We start from the raw sequence: 21,367 nt of genomic DNA on the forward strand, positions 1-21,367 counted from the left end.
ATAGCCTCATATATATGATGAGGCTATAATGAGCATTTCTTAATTTTCCATACTATTAATTTTAAAATTTCTTATTTGTTTATTTGATTTTTGAAGTTGAAGCTCGAAAATTATGCGAGATAATAAGATATCATTCTTGAAATCAAACCCCATCAACTTCCCTAATCGCTTATCAAAACTCAGCTGTTTTTTGTAGTTCTCGTGCCTGTCTGACATGTAAAGATGTTTATTCAGCAATGGCGGTCGCTTGTTCTCATCTACATAGTCAAAGAAATCGATATCTTGCTCAGCCATTTTTATTTTGATTCTTTCTACTAGGAAAGGGACTGACTTCTCAAAGTTGTCATAAGCCGTAAGGGTTAACTTTCCAGAGGTAATATGAATCTTGATAAGGTCGATTTCATCATTAAGCTCACCGTACATTTGCAGGCCTGCACCAACATAGACTCGCAGTAGTATTGGCAATTCATCCATAAAATCTTTATGAAAAATAAGAGAGTGATCTTTATTAAGAAGGCTTGCTGGCATCGTTTGATGTGCTTTTTCACATTGTTGATTAATAAGGTTAGTATCAGCAATAGCAAACAGTAATTCAGTTGCAAGGTTGAGCGCTGTTTTATAGTCACCAAATAGAGCTTTGATATCTCGTTTAAGTGACTCAGGTTGTTGAGTATATGGCTTGCGTTTTTCAAATAACCCCATGGCAAAATACAGTAAAAGATCTTCTTTACGGCTATGCTCTGCTTGTTCAAATTCTTTATGATCAAACAGCTCTAACAGTAGGTTAAACACTTTTTTAGGAGCACCTATTAGCGTTTTGACTTTATCTGTATCTGCAAATTCATCACTAGCTGGAATTCGTCCAAGCTCTAAACAGGTTAGCCAAAATTGGTTAAAGAGCTCTTGATGTTGGGTGATGATAAGTTTGGCTTTGTCTTTAGTATCAACAGGTGCAGGCGAGGTAAGTTGTTGCCATTTATGATGTCGACGATAGCGATTTTGCAAGTATTGCTGTTCGGCTAGTTTGTTCTTGAAGATATAAAAAATACCAGGGGCAACAGTGATCACATCTTCTTGTAGTGAGTGCTCCAAATATGCTTTGATCTCAGATTGAGCGTAATACTTTTGAAAGGTGTTGCGAGTGGTAATAACTCCATCTTTGTACGGAGTAAATTGTGCAATATAGTTATCGTTAGCCAACATGACCGAGACAACAAGCAGTTGGTTACTTAACTCCCATGCGCTAAGCAAAGCCTCTAAGCGCTCATCTTTATCTTCAATAACGTTGAGGACAAAACCAAGGTTAACGATGTCTGAGTTAACTTTGTCGTTATCTGGCTGAAAATTAGGATCCCAGCCTAAAGCATCAATACCGTGTGCTTCTAATTCACGTAAGTCATCGCCTTGACCACAACCGTAGTCAAAAACTGTATATTCGCCCGATAAGTAACCATTCTTTGCCAAGTTTTTCATTGGAGAAGAGAGTTCATGCCGAATCAATGCTGTTTTATGGCGATCAATTTTGTTGTCGGTATTGGGTGCTAAGGCCGTTACAGACTGACGAAATAATCGACCATCAATAAGTTCGTAACCGTGACGTTCGATAAGATTAAGCCACGATTGTTGAAATCCGATGATACGAGTATTGTCATAAAGACCTGCGTTTTCTCCTTCTGCGGTGAGATCACAAAAATGCTGATAATGTGGATTATCCGTCGTTATCATGGTCTCTTTTCGATGCAAAATAGGTGGGTTTTCTGATTTACAGTAATCGGTACGTTTGTGGGTTAGTTTAACAAGATCAACGATGACACTTTGCTTAAGTGGCGGATAAGATTCGCTATAGAAGGTAGGATAACTAAGAAAAGATAACCGGAACTCTTTTTTGTATAACTTAACCAGATCCCATTGCTCATCTTCAAGTTTAATAGCTTTTGCAACAGCCGGTATAAATTGCTTCAGATTATCGGGTAAGGAAGAAAAAGCATCTTTATGTAAGTAGATAGCATCCGGCAGTTTTTTACCTACTTTGATTTTGGCAACTGAGCTTTTAAATAGGTCTTGGTTCATTGGTCATCCTAACGCTTCGTTTTTATTTATTATATGAGCTTGAAGAGAGACCCAAAAGAGAAAGAACTAAAATAACGAGTACGCAGTATCCATCTGTGTACCGAAAATCTTTTATTGAATTAAGCTAGTGTTACATTGAATGTTACATCAATTTCCTACTGAAAAAGGAACTGAACCCGCGTCCGCTTATGTTAATTTTCCTGATGATTCTGGTTTGATATAGCTAAATCTTCTTAACTATTTTCTGAGTATTCTCAAAAATTGAGCTCACGATATGCTCAGGAAAGCCTTTAGGCAATGTAGCACTTACCTGTAACATCGCCTTCGGTAAGGCATCTTTCATTTCATCAATTATCTCTTGCATCGTGTCTTGATTAAAGTTTACATCTTTAGCTGTATCCAAAAAGTGACGAGGCAGGATTTTACTGATTTCATACTTCTTGCCCTTTGTTGCTTTCAATCCCATCGCCAGCTTAAGCTTTCTGATATTGAGCCCTTTTCCTCCCAATAGAGGGTAGGCTGACAAAATATCGTAGAATGGAGTGAGTCTGTAGCTACCTCCTTTATCAATATAGATAGAAAAGTTTTTAGCATGTCCATCTGTAGCGCCAATGAGCCATTGAAATACTTGGAACCTCATGAAGTTATACCGATCTTCTAGAGCATTACTTGACCCCATTAATAACTCCATGATCTGAGCTATGCCAGGGCCACCTTGAGATTCGTACTTAACGGATGATGGCATACCAAATACTTGGCAGATATCTTCCTGAGGTAAGCGTAGCAAGCCTGCTCTGTCTTTTGTCCAGCGCCTATCAAAGCGTTCTACAGCTAAAGCTTTAATGTTGTCTGTTTGGATTATATTGACGTTGGGAACTGCGAACCCCAGAGCTCTAGCTAGCTCAATACAAAGGTACTCGTTTTCTACGCTATCTTTGAGATCTAGGGTCGCGTTGGCTTGTTGTATTTCGCCTATTGGCAGTTTGATGATGTGAGTGGTGGGGGGGTTTCCTTTCGGTATACACCATTGCTCATCAACAAATAGGAGAGCCGTTTTCTCTTGAGCACCTGCCACGGAGATTCTAAAGTCTTCTTCTTCTTCGAGCATTCCGAGCGGAATATCAGACTTGTATGCAGAAAGAACAGTTTCTAGTTTTTTGTTATCAAGGACTTCGTAGCTAAGTGGCTCTTTTTTATAGGGGCGGTCTGGAGGAAGTAAAGCAATTGCACCAACACTGTCTTTTCCTATTTCTTTTAGGAGATCAAATGGTTGTTTGGATGACGCCTTGTACCTTGCAACTATTCTATCTCTGACTTGAGGGCTGTCTGGCAAGAGATTGTCAAAATAGTTTATAACTGCATCGGAAGTGATAGCTGGTAATTGAAGTTTTAAAGACAATGATAGTGGTCGAGTTACCGCATTGGTTAACCAGTTTTTATCATATTGAAAAGTGTGAGCACCATTCTTATGTTTCTCTAGAGTACCAACAAGTTCACCATTCATGTATGCGATTAGCTTCTGCATTACCAGCTCTCATCATCATTTTCATTTAACGAAGCTACCTGTGATTTCTCTTGGATACTCAATGTTAGATCCATTGCCTGGACAAGCTTAAAGAAGGTAGAAAGTGTTGTTTTGTTAGGGTTGTTTTCGAAGTTCGAGATTGTAGCTTGCTTGATGCCGACTTTTTTGGCTAGTTCTGACTGTGTCCATCCATTCTTCTGACGTATCAGTAGCATCATATCTGCTAATTGTTTTGGACTATATATCATTTGTTCCAGTTCTCTATAGAATTAAGGTGCACCTTCAAGATATTTAATTATCCCTTAGTGAGGATAGGTAAAAGTATATCCCCACAAGAGGATAAAGTCTATATTATCCCCACTAAGGGATGAAAAAGGGTTTATCCCTTACTGAGGATATGAGAGGTCTGCGCAAGAAGCTGAGGAGTAGTGGTATCTAGTGAAATACCAACAGATGTAGATGCTAATGGAAACGATAGATACAAAAAGGCCGCAAGTCCTATTGAACTTGCGGCCTTCCCAAACGTTTGGTGGAGCTGGCGGGAGTTGAACCCGCGTCCAAAACCAGTCTAACTAATGGCGCTACATGCTTAGTCAGTCTTTAATCTCGTCAGTACACTGCGGACAGACACGCCATGCAAAGACATACCAGAATTCTATTTCGCGGTTCATCTCTCTAGTCAAAGATTCCCTCGCTATCTTGTTTGGGTTTGACTGCTATTGATTCCCCGTCTTACAAGCTGAAGCTAGGGATAGCAGGCTCTGAGCAGGTTATTAAGCTGCTAGTGCGTAGTTTTCGTCGTTTGCGACTATTTTTTTGCGGCTTTTTTACGAGGCCAACCGCACCTCGGCATGCTCCACGAGCCGTCGTGATCCTGTCGAATCCTAAATCAGCCCCTGAATATGTTTTCGATGGTAGCAGATAATTCGGTAGCGTCAACAACTTAATGCTACGCCACCTCCTGTTTGGATGATTATCCACCACTTAATTTTCGAAAATAGACGTTAATTAACGCGAACTTAACGTAGGCTACCTTTCATGATACGAGCCTTATCACGCTGCCAGTCACGCGCTTTAGTATCGGCACGCTTATCATGAAGTTTTTTACCACGAGCAGTACCGATTTTCACTTTAACAAATGAGGCTTTCCAGTACATATTCAGCGCTACAATTGTTTCACCATCACGGTTTACTGCGCCTGTTAGCTTGTCGATTTCACGGCGGTTTAACAGCAGTTTACGGATACGTGTAGGATCGGCAACTACGTGCGTTGATGCAGCTTGCAGTGGGGTGATGGTTAGGCCAGAAATAAACACTTCACCGTTACGCAGATAAACGTAACTCTCTGTCATGTTTACTTTACCGTCACGAATCGCTTTTACTTCCCAACCTTGAAGTGAAATACCCGCTTCGTATTCGTCAGTAATCGCAAATTCAAAACGAGCCGATTTATTTTTAGCGATGGTATTACTACCTGGCTTTTTATTTGGTTTTTTAGCCATGTTGACCTCTTAAGTCTCTGTTGCAGTCCCAAAACATCGATGTGTTTGGTCGAATTCAATCAGCACGCATTATTGTGCTTTATTTTCGCTGATTGCCAGATAATGGTATCATTGCTCTATCACATATCCTAGTGCTTGATTTACCAGCGTTAAGTTCTTGATAGGTGAGAAAGATTTCTATAAAGGAGAAGCTATGCCGCAAATTAGTCGCTCTGCACTGGTTCCTTTTAGTGCTCAGCAAATGTTTGAACTGGTAAATGATGTTGCCTCGTATCCTGCGTTTTTACCTGGGTGTGCAGGAACCAAGATCATTGAAAGCTCTGAGCAATATATGATGGCTGCGGTAGATGTATCTAAAGCAGGCATTAGGAAGACGTTTGTCACTCGAAACCAGTTGGTTGAGGCAAGAGCTATCGAGATGCAGCTGGTTGATGGCCCCTTTAAAAAGTTAGTTGGTGGCTGGACGTTTACCGAGCTGGATGCTTCTGCATGTAAGGTGGAACTGAATCTCGATTTTGAGTTTGCCAATGGTTTGATGGACGCCGCATTTGGTAAAGTTTTCCGCGATTTAACCAATAATATGATGGGTGCGTTTACCTCTCGCGCAAAAGAAATTTATGGCTTCTGAAGAAAGATTAATTCATGTTGAGGTGGTGTATGCGCTACCTCAAGAGCAAAAAGTACTGAAATTGGCGGTCCAACCGAATACCCCAGTTCAGGAGATTATCGAGCAATCGGGTATTTTAACTCAGTACCCAGATATCGATTTGAAAAAGAATAAAGTAGGTGTTTATAGCCGTAATGTGCGGTTAGATTCTACGGTTTATGATGGCGATCGAATTGAGATTTACCGTCCCATCACAGCAGATCCTCGTGAAATCCGCCGTAAGCGTTTAGAGCAAGCAAAAGCTTAGTTTGAGCTCGTGGTCGATTTCAATAAAAAAGCTCGCCTAATGTTATGTTAGGCGAGCTTTTTGTTGTTTGGCTATTGAGCTTAGTTAACTCGAACCAAATTTTATTTAGTTCATTGGTGTCGTGAAGTTAGGACCTTGTTTAAAGTCTCCCGACATGCTGACTAAGCGACCCTGATCATCAAAGTTTAGGAATAGATTTTTTTGTTCAGGTTTTTCGTGGCCCGGTTTGACGTAGAAAATGTAGTTCCATGTCTTTGGATAGCTAGGATCAACTAGCATTGGGGTTCCAAGTACATATTGAACTTGTTCTTGCGTCATACCCATACGAAGAGCATCAACGTTTTTCTGTTCTACGTAGTTACCCTGATCAATAGTAATTTGGTAAACCAAACGGTTTAGGACTGAACAGCCACTTAGTACGCTTAACGCTAAGGTTAACGCGACAACGTTTTTCCAATTCATAGCATCCTGGCTTTTTAGTTTTAACTGCTGCGATGATAAACAAGGTAAAGGCAGAAGTAAAAAGCGGTGAATAAAAAAGTGTTTGAAGTTTGATATTCGACCAATCACAAGGTGAATAGTTGCATCAAAGGCTAAGTTTATTTGACTTCGCCGCAAAGGGATAGGAAAACTTCTTCACCTCACGACCACTTTTCCGAATTTTGAGCGTGATTGTGAGGGAAGAAGTAAAAATTATTGTCTAGCTAAGTAGTTACATTAAGCGGCAACCAGCAGCTCTTTGGCATTGGCTAAGGTGCGTTCAGTAATTTCACTGCCACCTAATAGACGCGCCAGTTCTGCAACACGCTCATCAACGGTTAATGGACGCATGTTTGTCTCTGTTTGACCTTCAGAGCTTTTCTTTGCAACAAACATCTGCTGATGGCCACAGCCGGCAACTTGCGGTAAGTGCGTAACACACATAACTTGTGTTGATTCACCTAGTTTGCGTAGCATTTTGCCCACGATGGCCGCTGTTGGGCCACTGATACCCACATCAACTTCATCGAAAATAAGGCTTGGTGTTTCCACTTTTTGTGCGGTAATCACCTGAATGGCAAGCGAGATACGGGACAGTTCACCACCCGATGCTACTTTACCTAATGGTTGTAAGGGTTGCCCTGGGTTTGTTGAAACCAAAAAGGTAATATTATCAAACCCTAATGGACTTAACATGCGTTCTGGATCGGCTTGGATATCAATACAGAATTGACCGTTTTCCATACTCAGTTGGTGCATGCTTTCTGATATCTTACAACTTAGCTCTTTCGCATAGCGTTCACGACTCTTACTGAGTTTTTCTGCTGCGGCTAAACATTCTTGACGCAATAATTCTACGTTTTGCGCCATTTCATCTAAACGTTCGTCACTGCAATCGAGATTTTCTAGCTCTTTAAGAAGATCTTGATGTTTCTGGTACAACTCATTTGGCATCACGTAGTGTTTGCGCGCTAATGACATGATCTTAGCTAGACGCTCTTCTAAATAGATTAGGCGGTGCGGATCCATATCTAAGTTATCAAGATAGCAGCGTAGCTCTTGGCTCGCTTCTTGAACTTGAATGATGGCATCTTCCAGCATTTGAGGGATCGCACTTAAACTGCTATCAAATTCACCTAGATTGCACACTTGCTGACTGGCCATTTGCAGCATTTGTAGCGCATTACCGTCATCATTGTCATAAAGCATAGATAGAGCAGTTTGACTCGATACTGCAAGCTCTCCGCTGTTTGATAAGCGTTTGTGCTCTTCTTCGATCTCATCAAATTCATCTTCACCTAAACTCAGCTCGTCTAACTCTTTGACTTGATACTGGATCAACTGCTTTTGAGCTTCGTTTTCTTCACGGCTCTGAGTTAGACGCTTTAATTCGTTATGAGCTTGACGCCAACGTTGATACGCTTCACGAGTGTGTTCCATTAATAGATGATGACCTGCATATTGATCAAGCATCTGTTGTTGGTATTCAGGGCGCATTAGTTGCTGATGGGCATGCTGGCCGTGAATATTAATAAGCAGTTGCCCGAGCGATTTTTGCATCGAGACAGGAACAGGGCTGCCATTGATAAAACCGCGAGAACGACCTTCTTTGGTGATCACTCGGCGCAAGATACACTCTTCGCCATCAATAAGCTCATTATCTTCTAACCAGCGACGAGCAGACTGATTATTATTTAATGAGAATGTCGCAGAGATATCGGCTTTATCTTCATTAGGACGAACCATAGAGGCTTCAGCACGGTCGCCTAAACATAAACCGAGTGCATCGATAGCGATCGATTTACCTGCACCTGTTTCACCGGTAATGGTGGTCATTCCTGATTTCAGTTCAAATTCGAGGGTTTTGACAATAGCGAAGTTTGAGATTGTCATGTGCGAGAGCATTTGTGTTCACCTGTTTAAATCAACACCTGTTTTTCCATACAGTATATACTGTAATTATACCCAGTAAAGTCCTGTTCTCTATTTTTAGTGATATTTTTTGATTTTGAATAAGTTTCTGATATCAAGACAAAAAAATGACATAAAAAAAGCCAACACATTGGTTGGCTTTTCATCTGGCTGTTAGCTATTTAATCAAAATAACTTGCTAGACCATCCTAATTTACTGCGCAGAACATTGTAATAGCTGTAGCTTTTTGGATGAATGAGCTGCAACTGTTCTGGGCTTTGGTAGATATGAATCTCATCACCTGGGCTAACTGGAAGAGATACCTGACCATCACAACTGACTTCTAATGTGCTGCCATTTTCAGGTGAAACCATCAATTTAATACGATGATTACCATCGACAACAATTGGTCGGCACGAAAGGGTATGAGGGAACATCGGCACTAAGGTAATCGCATTGAGGCTCGGTGATAAAATTGGCCCACCACCAGATAGCGAATAAGCCGTTGATCCCGTTGGGGTTGCGATAATTAAGCCATCTGAACGCTGAGAAAACGCAAATCGCTCATCGATGTAAACCTCAAACTCAATCATGTGCGCAATTTTATCTGGGTGCAGAACCGCTTCATTTAGCGCGGCATTGCGACTTTTAATTTGGCCGTGGCGATGAACTTCAGCCTCCAGTAAGAAGCGATGTTCAGTAACAAATTCACCGGCTAATACTGCGCCCAATTGTTGTTGGAATTCATCAGGGTCGAGATCGGTTAAAAATCCCAAATTGCCACGATTAACACCAATGACCGAGATATCAAAGCGCGATAACACTCTAGCAGCCCCTAGCATATTGCCATCACCACCAATAACGATCGCTAGATTAGCCAGATCGCCGATGGTGAGCAGATCGCAAAAGCAATCGGCCGGAATGTCTAAATCACCGGTTAACCTCTGATCGACCAACACATTGTAACCTTGCTCGGTGAGCCAGCTATAGAGGTTAAGATGAGTTTGTAATGCCTCTGGATTGCGAGGCTTGCCAATAAGGGCGATGGTGTCAAAAATACGCTTCATGTCATTGATCCGACAGACGAAAGTAACGCCAGTATAGCGCTACAACTGAAAACTTGTCCTATTTTGTGTTTTATATCTTCAAGTAACTTAAGAATATAAGGTTGAATCATAAAAGATCGTCCCCATAATATGGCACAAGACTGTAATTTTTGTGATGCTTTTTTCTGGGCACCACTCACAGTAAACGAACTTAATTTATCTTGGCGGAGAAGCGTAAGCATGAATAACGAAGAGAAAAAAGTACAGGACGAGCAGCTACAACAAGACAATGTTGAGACTGTGGAAACTGAATCTGCTGAGCAAGAAGCTGTAGAAATGACTGCAGAAGAATTATATGAAGCACGTATTGCAGAGCTAGAAGCGGCACTACTTGCATCAGAAGCAAAAGCAAATGAAGCAAAAGACTCAGCACTACGTGCAATGGCTGAAGGTGAAAACGTTCGTCGCCGTGCAGAACAAGAAATTGATAAAGCACGTAAGTTTGCATTGAACAAGTTTTCTGAAGAGCTACTGCCTGTTATCGATAACCTAGAGCGTGCTATCGAAATGGCAGATAAGTCAGATGAAGCGATTAAGCCAATGCTAGAAGGTGTTGAACTAACACTGAAAACAATGACAGACACAGTGGCTAAGTTTGGTCTAACTCAGATCAACCCAATGGGTGAAGCATTCAATCCTGAGTTCCACCAAGCGATGTCTATCCAAGAAAGTGCAGACCATGCGCCTAACTCTGTTATGTTTGTTATGCAGAAAGGCTACGAGCTAAACGGTCGTGTGATTCGTCCAGCTATGGTTATGGTATCAAAAGCGCCTGCAGGTAATATTGATACTCAAGCTTAAGTGTTATTCATTTAAGTGACTAAAAAAGCCCGCTTCGGTGGGTTTTTTTAATTATTTTGAAATTTTTTTTGAATTCTCCCTTGAAAAGCAATTTGCCGACCTTATTTAGTAGTCATACGACATTAAATGATTGTCAGGGGAAGTTCCCCTCAACGCTGCTTTTCATAATATGGTGAGAAGCACGCTAGAAACTAACGAATTCGGAGAGAGCCTGATGGGTAAAATCATTGGTATTGACTTGGGTACAACTAACTCTTGTGTAGCAGTACTTGATGGTGACAAACCACGTGTAATTGAAAATGCTGAAGGCGAGCGCACAACAGCATCTGTAATCGCTTACGCTCAAGATGGTGAGATTCTAGTAGGTCAGCCTGCTAAGCGTCAGGCGGTAACAAACCCTGAAAACACACTGTTCGCGATTAAACGTCTAATCGGTCGTCGTTTTGAAGACGAAGAAGTACAGCGTGATATTTCAATCATGCCTTACAAAATTGTTAAGGCTGACAACGGCGATGCATGGGTAGAAGCGAAAGGTCAGAAAATGGCTGCTCCTCAGGTATCTGCTGAAGTTCTTAAGAAAATGAAGAAAACTGCAGAAGATTTCCTTGGTGAGGAAGTAACTGGTGCAGTTATCACAGTTCCTGCATACTTCAACGATGCTCAGCGTCAAGCAACTAAAGATGCTGGCCGTATCGCAGGTCTAGATGTTAAACGTATCATCAACGAACCAACAGCAGCAGCACTTGCTTACGGTCTTGATAAGAAAGGCGGCGACCGCACTATCGCAGTTTACGACCTTGGTGGTGGTACATTCGATATCTCAATCATCGAAATTGATGAAGTTGAAGGCGAGAAAACTTTCGAAGTTCTAGCAACTAACGGTGATACTCACTTAGGTGGTGAAGATTTCGATACTCGTATGATCAACTACTTAGTAGACGAGTTTAAGAAAGAGCAAGGTATCGACCTTAAGAACGATCCGCTAGCAATGCAGCGTCTAAAAGAAGCAGCCGAAAAAGCGAAGATCGAGCTATCTTCTGCACAGCAAACTGATGTAAACCTACCATACATCACAGCTGATGCGACTGGTCCTAAGCACATGAACATCAAAGTGACTCGTGCAAAACTTGAGTCTCTAGTTGAAGATCTAGTGCAACGTTCTCTTGAGCCGCTAAAAGTTGCTCTAGCTGATGCTGACCTATCTGTAGGTGATATCAATGATGTTATCCTAGTTGGTGGCCAGACTCGTATGCCTCTAGTTCAAGCTAAAGTTGCTGAATTCTTTGGTAAAGAAGCTCGTAAAGACGTTAACCCAGATGAAGCAGTTGCTGTTGGTGCTGCGATTCAGGGTGGTGTTCTTGCTGGTGACGTGAAAGACGTTCTACTTCTAGACGTTACTCCACTATCTCTTGGTATCGAAACCATGGGTGGCGTAATGACTAAGCTAATCGAGAAGAACACAACTATCCCAACTAAGGCTAGTCAAGTATTCTCAACTGCAGAAGACAACCAAAACGCGGTAACTATCCACGTACTACAGGGTGAGCGTAAGCAAGCAGGCTACAACAAGTCTCTTGGTCAGTTCAACCTAGAAGGTATCCAAGCTGCACCTCGCGGTATGCCTCAAATCGAAGTAACTTTCGACCTTGATGCAGATGGTATCCTAAACGTTTCTGCAAAAGACAAGAACACAGGTAAAGAGCAGAAGATCACTATCCAAGCGTCTGGTGGTCTAAGCGACGAAGAAATCGAGAAAATGGTTCAGGAAGCGGAAGCAAACAAAGAAGCGGACAAGAAGTTCGAAGATCTTGTAGCGGCTCGCAACCAAGCTGACCAACTAGTTCACGGTACTCGTAAGCAAATCGAAGAAGCAGGTGATGCTCTTCCTGCTGATGAGAAAGCGAAAATCGAAGCTGCTGTTTCTGAACTAGAAGAAGCGCGTAAAGGCGAAGATAAAGAAGCGATTGATGCGAAAGTTCAAGCACTGATCGCAGCGTCTCAAAAACTAATGGAAATCGCTCAGCAGCAAGCTCAAGCACAGCAAGCTGGCGCAGGCGAGCAACAAGCTCAACAGCAAGACGATAACGTTGTTGATGCTGAGTTTGAAGAAGTTAAAGACGACAAAAAATAAGATTTGTAATTAATAATTAATTCATAGTCTTATGGCGATACGGGCGTTGGGGTTTACTCTTACGCCCGTATCTATATAACAGGTGACCTAAAAATTATGTCTAAACGTGATTTGTATGAAGTGCTTGGTGTTGCGCGTGATGCCAGCGAGCGTGATATTAAGAAAGCGTATAAACGTCTAGCAATGAAGTTTCACCCTGACCGTAATCAGGGTGACGAGCAAGCTGCTGAGAAGTTCAAAGAAGTTAAAAGCGCTTATGAAATTCTAACCGATAGCCAAAAACGTGCTGCTTATGATCAATACGGCCATGCTGCTTTTGAACAAGGTGGTATGGGTGGCGGTGGCTTCGGTGGCGGCGGTGCTGACTTCAGTGATATCTTCGGTGATGTATTCGGCGATATCTTTGGTGGTGGCGGTCGTCGTCAACAGCAACGTGCTCAACGTGGTGCAGATCTGCGTTATAACCTAGAACTGAGCTTGGAAGAAGCCGTTCGTGGTTGTTCAAAAGAAATCAAAGTTCCTACTTTAGTTGCGTGTGATACTTGTCATGGCTCAGGTGCTAAAGAGGGCTCTACAGCGTCAACGTGTTCAACTTGTCATGGTGTTGGCCAAGTTCAGATGCGTCAAGGCTTCTTTGCTGTTCAACAAACCTGTCCTCACTGTCATGGCCGCGGTAAGATCATCACCGATCCTTGCGGTAAGTGTCATGGCGAAGGCCGAGTTGAAGAGACAAAGACCTTATCAGTTAAAATTCCTGCAGGTGTGGATACCGGTGATCGCATTCGTCTTGCTGGCGAAGGTGAAGCTGGAGAAATGGGCGCACCAGCAGGTGATCTATATGTACAGGTTCATGTATTACCTCACCATATTTTCGAACGTGATGGCAGCAACTTATACTGCGAAGTACCAGTAAGCTTTACAATGGCTGCTCTGGGTGGTGAAGTTGAAGTTCCAACGCTAGATGGTCGTGTTAATCTAAAAGTACCTTCTGAAACGCAAACTGGCCGTATGTTCCGTATGCGTGGTAAAGGCGTGAAGTCTGTTCGCGGCGGTGCTATGGGCGATCTTATCTGTAAACTGGTTGTTGAAACGCCTGTAAACTTAAGCTCTCGTCAGAAAGAATTACTGAAAGAGTTAGAAGAAACATTTGATGGTAAAGCGGCAAGTAAGCACAAGCCAAAATCAGAAGGTTTCTTTAACGGTGTGAAGAAGTTCTTTGATGATCTAACGAACTAATCACTGCGTTTAGACGTTATTTTTTAAAGCCGATGCTTGTTGAGAGCATCGGCTTTTTTTTCAATAGAATTTATTATTTCAACAATATGCTTAAGTAACGTCAAGGTGTCGGCTTTAGGGAAACGATTGGAAGTCTTTCTCAACTTGTTCTTATTGTTGAAGTTACCTGGAGACAAATAGGCAACGATTGAAAATTTAGAGCTACTAGATGATTTTGAACAGATATTTATGACTGATATTTTATTTGTGCTAACAATGATAGTTGTTTGTATATAAATTCATGAATGCTTCGATCTTTATTTATTCGGATATTGAATATGATAGCTGTTTGATAATTACTGATCGATTTATTATTAGTTTTAAAGGCTTAATTTGTTCTTAAATTATTATTTAAAATCAATAGCATGAAGTAAAAGTAAATCTATGAAATGCATATCGTGACAAAAAATTGACAGTGTGGTGTGATGTTTTCATTATAATCATCAATATTAGTGGCTTTGTTATGCTATATGGTCGTAGGTCAAACGCTGTTTATCAGAGAGGGTGTCAGACAATAATTATGCTTCGGTTTAAGAGCGATAAAATTCACTTGTTATTATTAAGTTGTCTTAGTGCGACTTACGCAATCAATGCAAGTGCAAACATTACTTTTCAAGAATCTAAGCATATAGATCCCTTGTTAGGGCTTGAGTTTTCCTCATCAGTATCGAGTGATTATGGCTATGATGACAATGTATTTAATCAAAACAGTGATCATATTGTTGGTTCAAATTACTATGCGATTAAGCCTGCGTTCTCTATAACAGGTCATCGTTACACTAAGGATTTTTGGCTTGATTATACTGGAGACTATCGTAAATATACGAATGATGTGACTAGTTATCAAGGAAGTAGCGACCAGAGCTATAGCGACCATAACTTTAACGGTCTCTTTAAATGGGAGCTGGGTTTGCGTCATCATCTAGAATTAACAGCAAACTATGGCTTAGGGCATGAAGCTTTAGGTACAGGGGTAACCGATGGTTTCTCTTTTAAAGATCAAGCCCCTTTGGATAGCGTTGCATCTTTTGATTATTTTCAAATAACAAAGCCTATTGAAAAAACAAACCGTAAATTTGGTTTTAAATATACCTATGGGGCTAAGGGTGCTAGAGGTAATATTGATTTCGAAATGTCTCAAAATCGTTTACGTTACGATGTTTTAGATAGCTATAACAATATATTTTCAGAGTATTTGAGAGATGAAAATGTAACAGAGACTGATGCTTCTATTACATTTAGACATCAATACAGTCTCCGAACGCGTTTTGATTATATATTAATGTATAAAAAAGATGATTATAGGAATGACCTTAGGGATACTGAAGAATATATCGGTGCCTTTTCTTTTATTAATCAATTTACTGGTAAATCAAGAATCTCTGCAACAATATTGACTGTTAATAAAAAAATGGCAGAGCTAGACTTTTCATCTTTTAATTGGAATGTGATTTACAGATATCAACCCGTTGAGCATTCAGCTATTTTTATTAAAAGTCTCAGCGAAGTTAAAGATCCAGATAATACAGGAGACTTTGTTCAGTCTTATGAGAATAGCATAACGTGGCAGCATCAATTTTTGCATAACATTACAAGTGAATTATCTTATCTAAGCGTAAATGACAAGTATCATATTCGAGATAGAGATGATAGACATGATTATGTTGATCTAAATATAAAATATTTATTCAGACCTAAGGTTGAATTTACTTTTGCTTATAGATATGCATTATTTGATTCAACATTAAATACAGACCCGTTATATATTGACAATGGTTCTATACCGCTGCTGTATGAAAGAGATTTGGGTTATGAAAAAAATCAATTTAGCTTATCCATTAAAGTGGCGATTTAATATGAATAGAATAGTAGCAATTCTTTGGGCAATTTTAATCAGTTTATTTGTTAGTAACGTATCTGCTGAACCAAAACCAGTTGATGGATCTTATGTGCTAGGAGCTGGAGATCAGATTGAAATTCTAGTCTTTAATGAGCCTAATTTATCCATAAAACTAATGATTAATAATAGTGGAATAATTTCATATCCTCTTATCGGGCAGTTGCAGCTTGCTGGAAAAACACCGGAACAAGTTGCTAATGACATCCAAAACAAACTAAAAGATGGTTATCTTAAAAATCCTATGGTTACCGTTCGAATGCTTAGCTTCCGTGATTTCTATGTCTCTGGTGAAGTAAAGACTCCTGGCGGATATGAATATCGACCTGGATTGACTTTAGAGCAGGCGATTGCTATCGCAGGTGGATTTACAGATAGGGCAGATCGAGATGATGTTGCAATTCGTAGAACCAATGGACAGCTAATCGAAGATGCACTGTCAACACAAACAGTATTTCCTGGTGATACGATCATTATTGATCAAAGCTTTTTCTAATTTAGGGTGATTTAAATGTCTTCATTATTTGTAGAAAATGGCAGTAAGCTAGAAAGCACAATCGATTTCTCTCGCTTATTGAAATCTACTAAAAAAAATTGGTGGAAGATTGTTCTCTTCACTGCTGCAATGACTGGTGCGTCAATTCCTCTAATTATGAATATCTCACCTAAATATGAATCATATGCAACTGTTCTATTAAAGGCTGAGCTTACTAATCCAACCACATTTACTAAAGTTACTGATTTTGATTCAACTCGTAAAGAATATTATGAGACACAATATCAGTTAATGAAATCTCATCGAGTTCTAGATCAGGTAGTTAATAATTTACAGCTTTATAAATTATCGGAATTTGTCGGGAATGACTCTATTGAAGATGATACTCTTGAAAAACAAAAAGCTCGCAGTTTACAGTATTTAGCTAAGTATTTATCAATAGCTCCAATACGGAAAACACAATTGGTTTCCGTAGGATTTGAGTCATTAAATCCAAAGTTATCTGCTGATGTTGCTAATGAAGTTGTTGATGTATTTACGAAGTACTCTATTAATGACAATCATGAGGCGAGTTCTAGTGCTGCAGTGCTGCTTGCTGAACAAGTTTCAGATCTTGATAATCAACTAAAAGCTAAAGAAGCAAAGCTTAATGAATTCCTTAAGCAAGAAGGCTTAATTACTTTTAGAGGGGTAGATGGTTTTCAAACAGAACAATTATCATTATTGTCTGATAATTTGGCTACAGCTACAGCTCAACGAGTTAATATTGAAGCTTTATACCATACAGTGATGGATAATAAAAAAAGAGGTCTGTCTGGATTAGTTGGTATTCCTGATATCTCTCGCCATCCTCAAATGGAAACTTTGCGTCAGATGATTATTGAGCAGAAGTCACTGCTTTCTGATTTAGAAGATCGTTATGGGCCAAAATATGTAAAAGTTATTCAGGCTCGCTCGCAGTTAAATACATTACAAAATCAAGCTAATAAAGTTGTTGGTGAAATAACCGCAGGCATAAAAGAGCAATATCAAGCGGCTGTTATTAGAGAAAATAAACTACAATCGGAAGTTAATAAACAAGCTAATGCATTTCAATTGTTAGGCGAGAAAAAAACTCGATATGATAATATGATGGATGATATAAATCAGACTCGTACATTATATAATCAGTTATTGAAACGACAAAATGAAACTCAGGTGAGCAGTCAGTTTTCTGAGCCATCTGCAAAGCTTATTGATCCAGCTACCGTACCAACCAAACCATCTAAACCGAATAAGAAATTATTAATTGTTTTGGTGGCTATTATGTCGTTCTTATTATCAACGATATTTATTCTTGTTATGGCAGCATTAAATAACAAAGTAATGACGTTAAGTGAGATAAAACGACGTTTGGGCTTGGAAGCTTTAGGTGAAATCCGTTGTTATAAAGATCAATTCTTACCTAATGGAATACTTGAAAATAGTAATGATTTTAAAACATTAGATGAAGCTTCATTTGGTATCCGTAGTAAGTTATTGTTAAATAATTCTACTGACAGAGTATTTGGTATTACATCAGCAACTAGTCATGAAGGAAAGTCTGTTGTTGCTACACTAATAGCTAAAGCTCTAATGGTTGATCTTAAAGTATTATTGATTGATATGGATCTTCGTTCATCAACCTTAACAAAATCACTAGGCTATACTGATGATAAAGGTCTAATTGATGTTTTGTATGGTCGTGAATCAATCAATACAGTAATAAAAAAACGAGCTAATATTGATATATTAACAGTTGGCTCTGATTTATCCCGATCTCCATTAGTAACGTTAACAGATAAGCGACTTACAAGTATCATTGATGAGGTAAAACTACAATATGATTACGTTATCATTGATACGCCATCGACGCTAAATTCTCAGGACGCAGTCTTAATTGGCCAATTTGTAGATAAAATGATTTTTGTTACCCAATCTAATTTTAATAGTGCAAATGTTTGTGTTTCTGCTATTAATGAGTTGATTAATAATAATATTTTAATGGCAGGATGTGTTCTTAATAAAGTTAAAGAAAATCAATTAGAATCAAATGAGAACATAAATGACAATAAAATAAAGGATATAATCCTATGAGTTTAATTAAAGGGGCATCAACAATCGGTGGTGCGTCAGTAATATCTCAGTTGATAGGTGCCGTTACCATCTTATTTATGTCATATCGATTTGGTATGCCAGCAGTTGGTAACTATGCTCTTACTTATAGTATTGTATTGATTGGAGCTCAGATTGCACTTTATGGTTCTCATATTCTTATACCGAAAGTAGATCAATTTGATATTGGTAAAACTGTCGTTTTTTGCATGATTCAGTCATGGGGGATCAGTGCAGTATATATCTATGTAATTAGTTACTTTTTTGACTTGCCGCTTTTTGTACTCTACGTATTAACGGCTAGTTATTCTATGATGATTATTTCTGAGTATATATTCTTAAGGAATAAAATATTTCATAAATTAGCTATTCAGCGGATATCTGTTACTTCAATAGTCTTTTTATCATTACTGATTTCTTGGAAAATTGAGTACTTTTATTATATATGGGCATCGGTTCATTTAGGCTTAATTTGTTATTGGCTTTATGTATCATTAGATAAAAATGATTTTTCATTAAATGACTTTTTTCCTAGTACGCAATTTAGGTTTTTAGTCACTCATTGGAATCATTTGTCTCGAGTCGGAACAGCTGAAGTAGTTGCGAATGCCAGCCTACAATTACCTACGGTATTAATTAACTATTGGTTTAGTCCATTAGTGGCAGGATATTTTGCTGTTGTAAACCGTTTTTGTTTATCACCTGTGCTGATATTAGGGCAATCTGTTCGTAACTATACTTTTTCTAAGTGGTCTGAAGATTTCCGTAACAAGACATTCAATTTTAGTGAATTCAAGCAAGTAAGGCTATTTTTGATCGCAATTGCAATCATTACTGTAGCTGGTATTTATTTTGTTTATCCTTGGTTAACAGAGCATGTTCTTGGAGAGCAATGGGTACAATCAGTCGAGACATCACGTTTAATGCTACCTTATGTTTTTGCTATGTTAGCATTTGTTCCTATGACGGTGATTGAGTTGATTTTTGGTACGCCAAATTACTTTTTAAGAATTCAGTGTGAGCAATTAGCAATAGTGATACTTGCTTTTATTGTTATACCATTTGTGTATAAAAGCTATGTTGTATCATTATTAGCATTCACAATGTTAACTGCTATTCGTTATTTCATGATTTATATAAATATTAATAAGCATGCAATAAGTCTACGAGATGAAGGCATTTAATAAATGAATACTGGACTATTCTTTCAAATATATGTGTTTATAACACTTGTTTTCAGTGGTACTGCTCAATATTTCACTGGTGTTGACGCATTTCTATGGCTTCCGTTTTTGATGACTATGCTAATGGTAGCTTTAGTACCATTACAGACTCGATATAACTTTGAGCCTTTAGATCAAGTTGAAGTTATCGTCTTAGTTTTATTCATAGGTTTTATCATCTTAGCCGTAACGAGCTCTTTAATCCAAGAGGGGGTTAAAACAACCATAATTGGTATAAAGAATGGTTTAGGTATTTTTCTATTATTACCTTGTTTATTACTTGGATTTTGTCGTGAGTCTCAGTTACATCGTATTTGTAAGATGATGTATTGGATTTTTTATGCACAGATACCTCTAGTCATTTATCAGGTACTTATTGTAGTACCTGCTCGTGCTGCATCAATGGGTGAAATGGACTCTTGGGATTCTGTTGTTGGTAGTTTTGGCGGTAGCATGGTTGGTGGGGGAAATGGTGCTGCTATGGGTCTATTTACCTTGCTTATCATGATGATGAAACTATCTGAGTATAAGCATGGTGTTGCTAAGCTATCATCATTATTGCTCCATTTCGCTATTGGATTTGGTATATGTATTGTTGCAGAGATTAAATTTGTAACCTTGCTTGCACCTTTCTTTTTATTATATGTGTATGTAAAGCCAAGCTATATAAAAGAAATTAAAGCTATTGATTTTAAGGCGATTTTATTATCAATGCTAGGTATAGTGTTATTGCTTATGTTGGTAATTACTATATTGTCACTGAGTTTTTCCGGTGGAGCTCAATCCCAATCAAAGGGTATTATCGATATTTTCCTTGAAAACATAGGGTATATTTTTGATCCCAATATTATTATTGATGGAATTGATGGAAGTTTAGATGAACTAGGACGTGTAACAGCTCTTGCTTTTTGGTTTCAGCATTCAGATATCCATGGCTTCGGGAATCAACTTTTTGGCTATGGATTAAATAGTTCTAATGCCGGGGGATCAAATCCGGGCTATATAGCTATGTTATTCGAGTTAAGTCTTGGCTCTACAGCATTAGCTATTTTTCTATGGGAAATCGGTCTAATTGGTACAGTAGTTCTGTTATCGATTATTATGATTATTATTATAAAATCGAATCCTATACCTACATTTTCTAAACATAACTTGTCAACAGCGGATATAGAGCTTTTATCATATCAACCAGCATTTATTGCTTTTATAATATCTGGTTTAATAACATTACCATATTCGCCTCTGTTGGCTCTTATACCTGTATTTCAATTTCAGTTTTTCTTTGTATTAGGTGCGATGCTAATTATCAGGAAAATAACGTTAATAAAAAGTGAGGTTTATCATGCTGAATAAATTAAAAGCAGAACTTGCTATTAATTCTGGACTTACTGCAAAGTTATTTATACTTAACTTTCGATTAGCTTCACTATTTTATTCAAAAGGATTCGTAGGTAAAATATTTGTAGTGAATATTTTAATTTTAAAACTATTTAAATTCTTCTGTGGTCTTGATATTCCAGCTAGAACTAAAATTGGATTTGGGTTGGTTTTATATCACCCTCAGAATATTGTTATTAATTCAGACTCTATTATCGGGGATAACGCTATTATTAAGCATAATGTTACCATTGGAAGTAAATATGATATTAAAAATGAATGTTATAAATCTCCAGTCATTGGTAATAATGTTGAATTAAGTCCCGGAGTTATTGTTATTGGTGATATAACTATAGATGACAACGCAGTAATAGGGGCAGGGGCTGTTGTAGTTAAGGATATAGCTGAAAATTCAGTTGCAGTAGGAAATCCTGCGAAAGTAATTAGAATCAATAATTGTTCTTACCAATAATTAGCATTTGAAATTGGTATTGTCATTAATTATATAATTTAAAAGTTGGTAGT

18 protein-coding genes and 1 other RNA gene are annotated in these 21,367 nt (G+C 38.7%); 11 read left to right on the forward strand and 8 right to left on the reverse strand.

The window, feature by feature from the left end:
* Positions 1–39 precede the first annotated feature (39 nt).
* From WAX86_RS03175 to smpB, 5 genes are all read right to left on the reverse strand, one after another.
* Positions 40–2,070, reverse strand: coding sequence for a DNA phosphorothioation-associated putative methyltransferase (locus WAX86_RS03175; RefSeq protein WP_341489094.1), 2,031 nt, complete (start codon positions 2,068–2,070; stop codon positions 40–42).
* A gap of 223 nt (positions 2,071–2,293) precedes the next feature.
* The gene (locus WAX86_RS03180; protein ID WP_341489095.1) at positions 2,294–3,595 is read right to left on the reverse strand and encodes a type II toxin-antitoxin system HipA family toxin; all 1,302 of its coding nucleotides are present in this window, start codon (positions 3,593–3,595) and stop codon (positions 2,294–2,296) included.
* Positions 3,595–3,843 (reverse strand): type II toxin-antitoxin system antitoxin HipB, encoded by a 249-nt coding sequence (gene hipB / locus WAX86_RS03185; protein ID WP_036764367.1) that lies wholly within the window; start codon positions 3,841–3,843, stop codon positions 3,595–3,597. Before hipB ends, WAX86_RS03180 begins: the two co-directional genes overlap by 1 nt.
* Positions 3,844–4,122: 279 nt before the next feature.
* Positions 4,123–4,492: a transfer-messenger RNA gene (ssrA, locus tag WAX86_RS03190) on the reverse strand.
* A 122-nt stretch (positions 4,493–4,614) separates the two neighbouring features.
* Positions 4,615–5,097: an SsrA-binding protein SmpB gene (smpB, locus tag WAX86_RS03195; protein ID WP_005300982.1), complete on the reverse strand. Its 483-nt coding sequence runs from the start codon at positions 5,095–5,097 to the stop codon at positions 4,615–4,617.
* Between the two features lie 193 nt (positions 5,098–5,290).
* Here smpB and WAX86_RS03200 point away from each other — a divergent pair, with 193 nt between their 5' ends.
* Together WAX86_RS03200 and WAX86_RS03205 are read left to right on the forward strand one after the other, a co-directional pair.
* The gene (locus tag WAX86_RS03200) at positions 5,291–5,725 is read left to right on the forward strand and encodes an SRPBCC family protein (protein ID WP_036764355.1); all 435 of its coding nucleotides are present in this window, start codon (positions 5,291–5,293) and stop codon (positions 5,723–5,725) included.
* Entirely contained in the window at positions 5,715–6,011 is a 297-nt protein-coding gene (locus tag WAX86_RS03205) for an RnfH family protein (RefSeq protein WP_036764354.1), read from the forward strand. The genes WAX86_RS03200 and WAX86_RS03205 overlap by 11 nt, the downstream gene beginning before the upstream one ends.
* Positions 6,012–6,116: 105 nt before the next feature.
* Here the strand turns inward: WAX86_RS03205 and bamE are convergent, their stop codons facing one another.
* The 3 genes from bamE to nadK form a co-directional block, all read right to left on the reverse strand.
* Entirely contained in the window at positions 6,117–6,473 is a 357-nt protein-coding gene (gene bamE, locus WAX86_RS03210; protein WP_036765125.1) for an outer membrane protein assembly factor BamE, read from the reverse strand.
* 255 nt (positions 6,474–6,728) lie between these two features.
* Entirely contained in the window at positions 6,729–8,396 is a 1,668-nt protein-coding gene (recN, locus tag WAX86_RS03215; protein ID WP_005300970.1) for a DNA repair protein RecN, read from the reverse strand.
* A gap of 192 nt (positions 8,397–8,588) precedes the next feature.
* On the reverse strand, positions 8,589–9,470 hold the full coding sequence (gene nadK / locus WAX86_RS03220; protein WP_005300967.1) for an NAD(+) kinase: 882 nt from the start codon (positions 9,468–9,470) through the stop codon (positions 8,589–8,591).
* Between the two features lie 219 nt (positions 9,471–9,689).
* Between nadK and grpE the strand changes: the two genes are divergently transcribed.
* The 9 genes from grpE to WAX86_RS03265 all read left to right on the forward strand — a co-directional run bounded on the left by grpE (position 9,690) and on the right by WAX86_RS03265 (position 21,314).
* On the forward strand, positions 9,690–10,310 hold the full coding sequence (grpE, locus tag WAX86_RS03225; RefSeq protein WP_005300962.1) for a nucleotide exchange factor GrpE: 621 nt from the start codon (positions 9,690–9,692) through the stop codon (positions 10,308–10,310).
* A gap of 214 nt (positions 10,311–10,524) precedes the next feature.
* Complete coding sequence (gene dnaK, locus WAX86_RS03230; protein WP_005300958.1) at positions 10,525–12,441, forward strand: molecular chaperone DnaK; 1,917 nt, start codon at positions 10,525–10,527, stop codon at positions 12,439–12,441.
* Positions 12,442–12,537: 96 nt separating this feature from the next.
* Positions 12,538–13,677 (forward strand): molecular chaperone DnaJ, encoded by a 1,140-nt coding sequence (gene dnaJ, locus WAX86_RS03235; RefSeq protein ID WP_065172203.1) that lies wholly within the window; start codon positions 12,538–12,540, stop codon positions 13,675–13,677.
* A 559-nt stretch (positions 13,678–14,236) separates the two neighbouring features.
* Entirely contained in the window at positions 14,237–15,571 is a 1,335-nt protein-coding gene (locus WAX86_RS03240; RefSeq protein ID WP_341489096.1) for a hypothetical protein, read from the forward strand.
* Positions 15,528–16,109, forward strand: coding sequence for a polysaccharide biosynthesis/export family protein (locus WAX86_RS03245; RefSeq protein WP_225314582.1), 582 nt, complete (start codon positions 15,528–15,530; stop codon positions 16,107–16,109). Before WAX86_RS03240 ends, WAX86_RS03245 begins: the two co-directional genes overlap by 44 nt.
* Before the next feature lie 15 nt (positions 16,110–16,124).
* Positions 16,125–18,224 (forward strand): polysaccharide biosynthesis tyrosine autokinase, encoded by a 2,100-nt coding sequence (locus WAX86_RS03250; protein ID WP_341489097.1) that lies wholly within the window; start codon positions 16,125–16,127, stop codon positions 18,222–18,224.
* On the forward strand, positions 18,221–19,426 hold the full coding sequence (locus WAX86_RS03255) for a capsular biosynthesis protein (protein WP_341489098.1): 1,206 nt from the start codon (positions 18,221–18,223) through the stop codon (positions 19,424–19,426). The genes WAX86_RS03250 and WAX86_RS03255 overlap by 4 nt, the downstream gene beginning before the upstream one ends.
* A gap of 3 nt (positions 19,427–19,429) precedes the next feature.
* Positions 19,430–20,818, forward strand: a complete 1,389-nt coding sequence (locus WAX86_RS03260; RefSeq protein WP_341489099.1) for a capsular biosynthesis protein — start codon at positions 19,430–19,432, stop codon at positions 20,816–20,818.
* Entirely contained in the window at positions 20,808–21,314 is a 507-nt protein-coding gene (locus tag WAX86_RS03265) for a hypothetical protein (RefSeq protein ID WP_341489100.1), read from the forward strand. The genes WAX86_RS03260 and WAX86_RS03265 overlap by 11 nt, the downstream gene beginning before the upstream one ends.
* The last annotated feature ends 53 nt before the right edge of the window (positions 21,315–21,367 follow it).

This window comes from Photobacterium damselae subsp. damselae, assembly GCF_038086725.1.
Classification (GTDB): domain Bacteria; phylum Pseudomonadota; class Gammaproteobacteria; order Enterobacterales; family Vibrionaceae; genus Photobacterium; species Photobacterium damselae.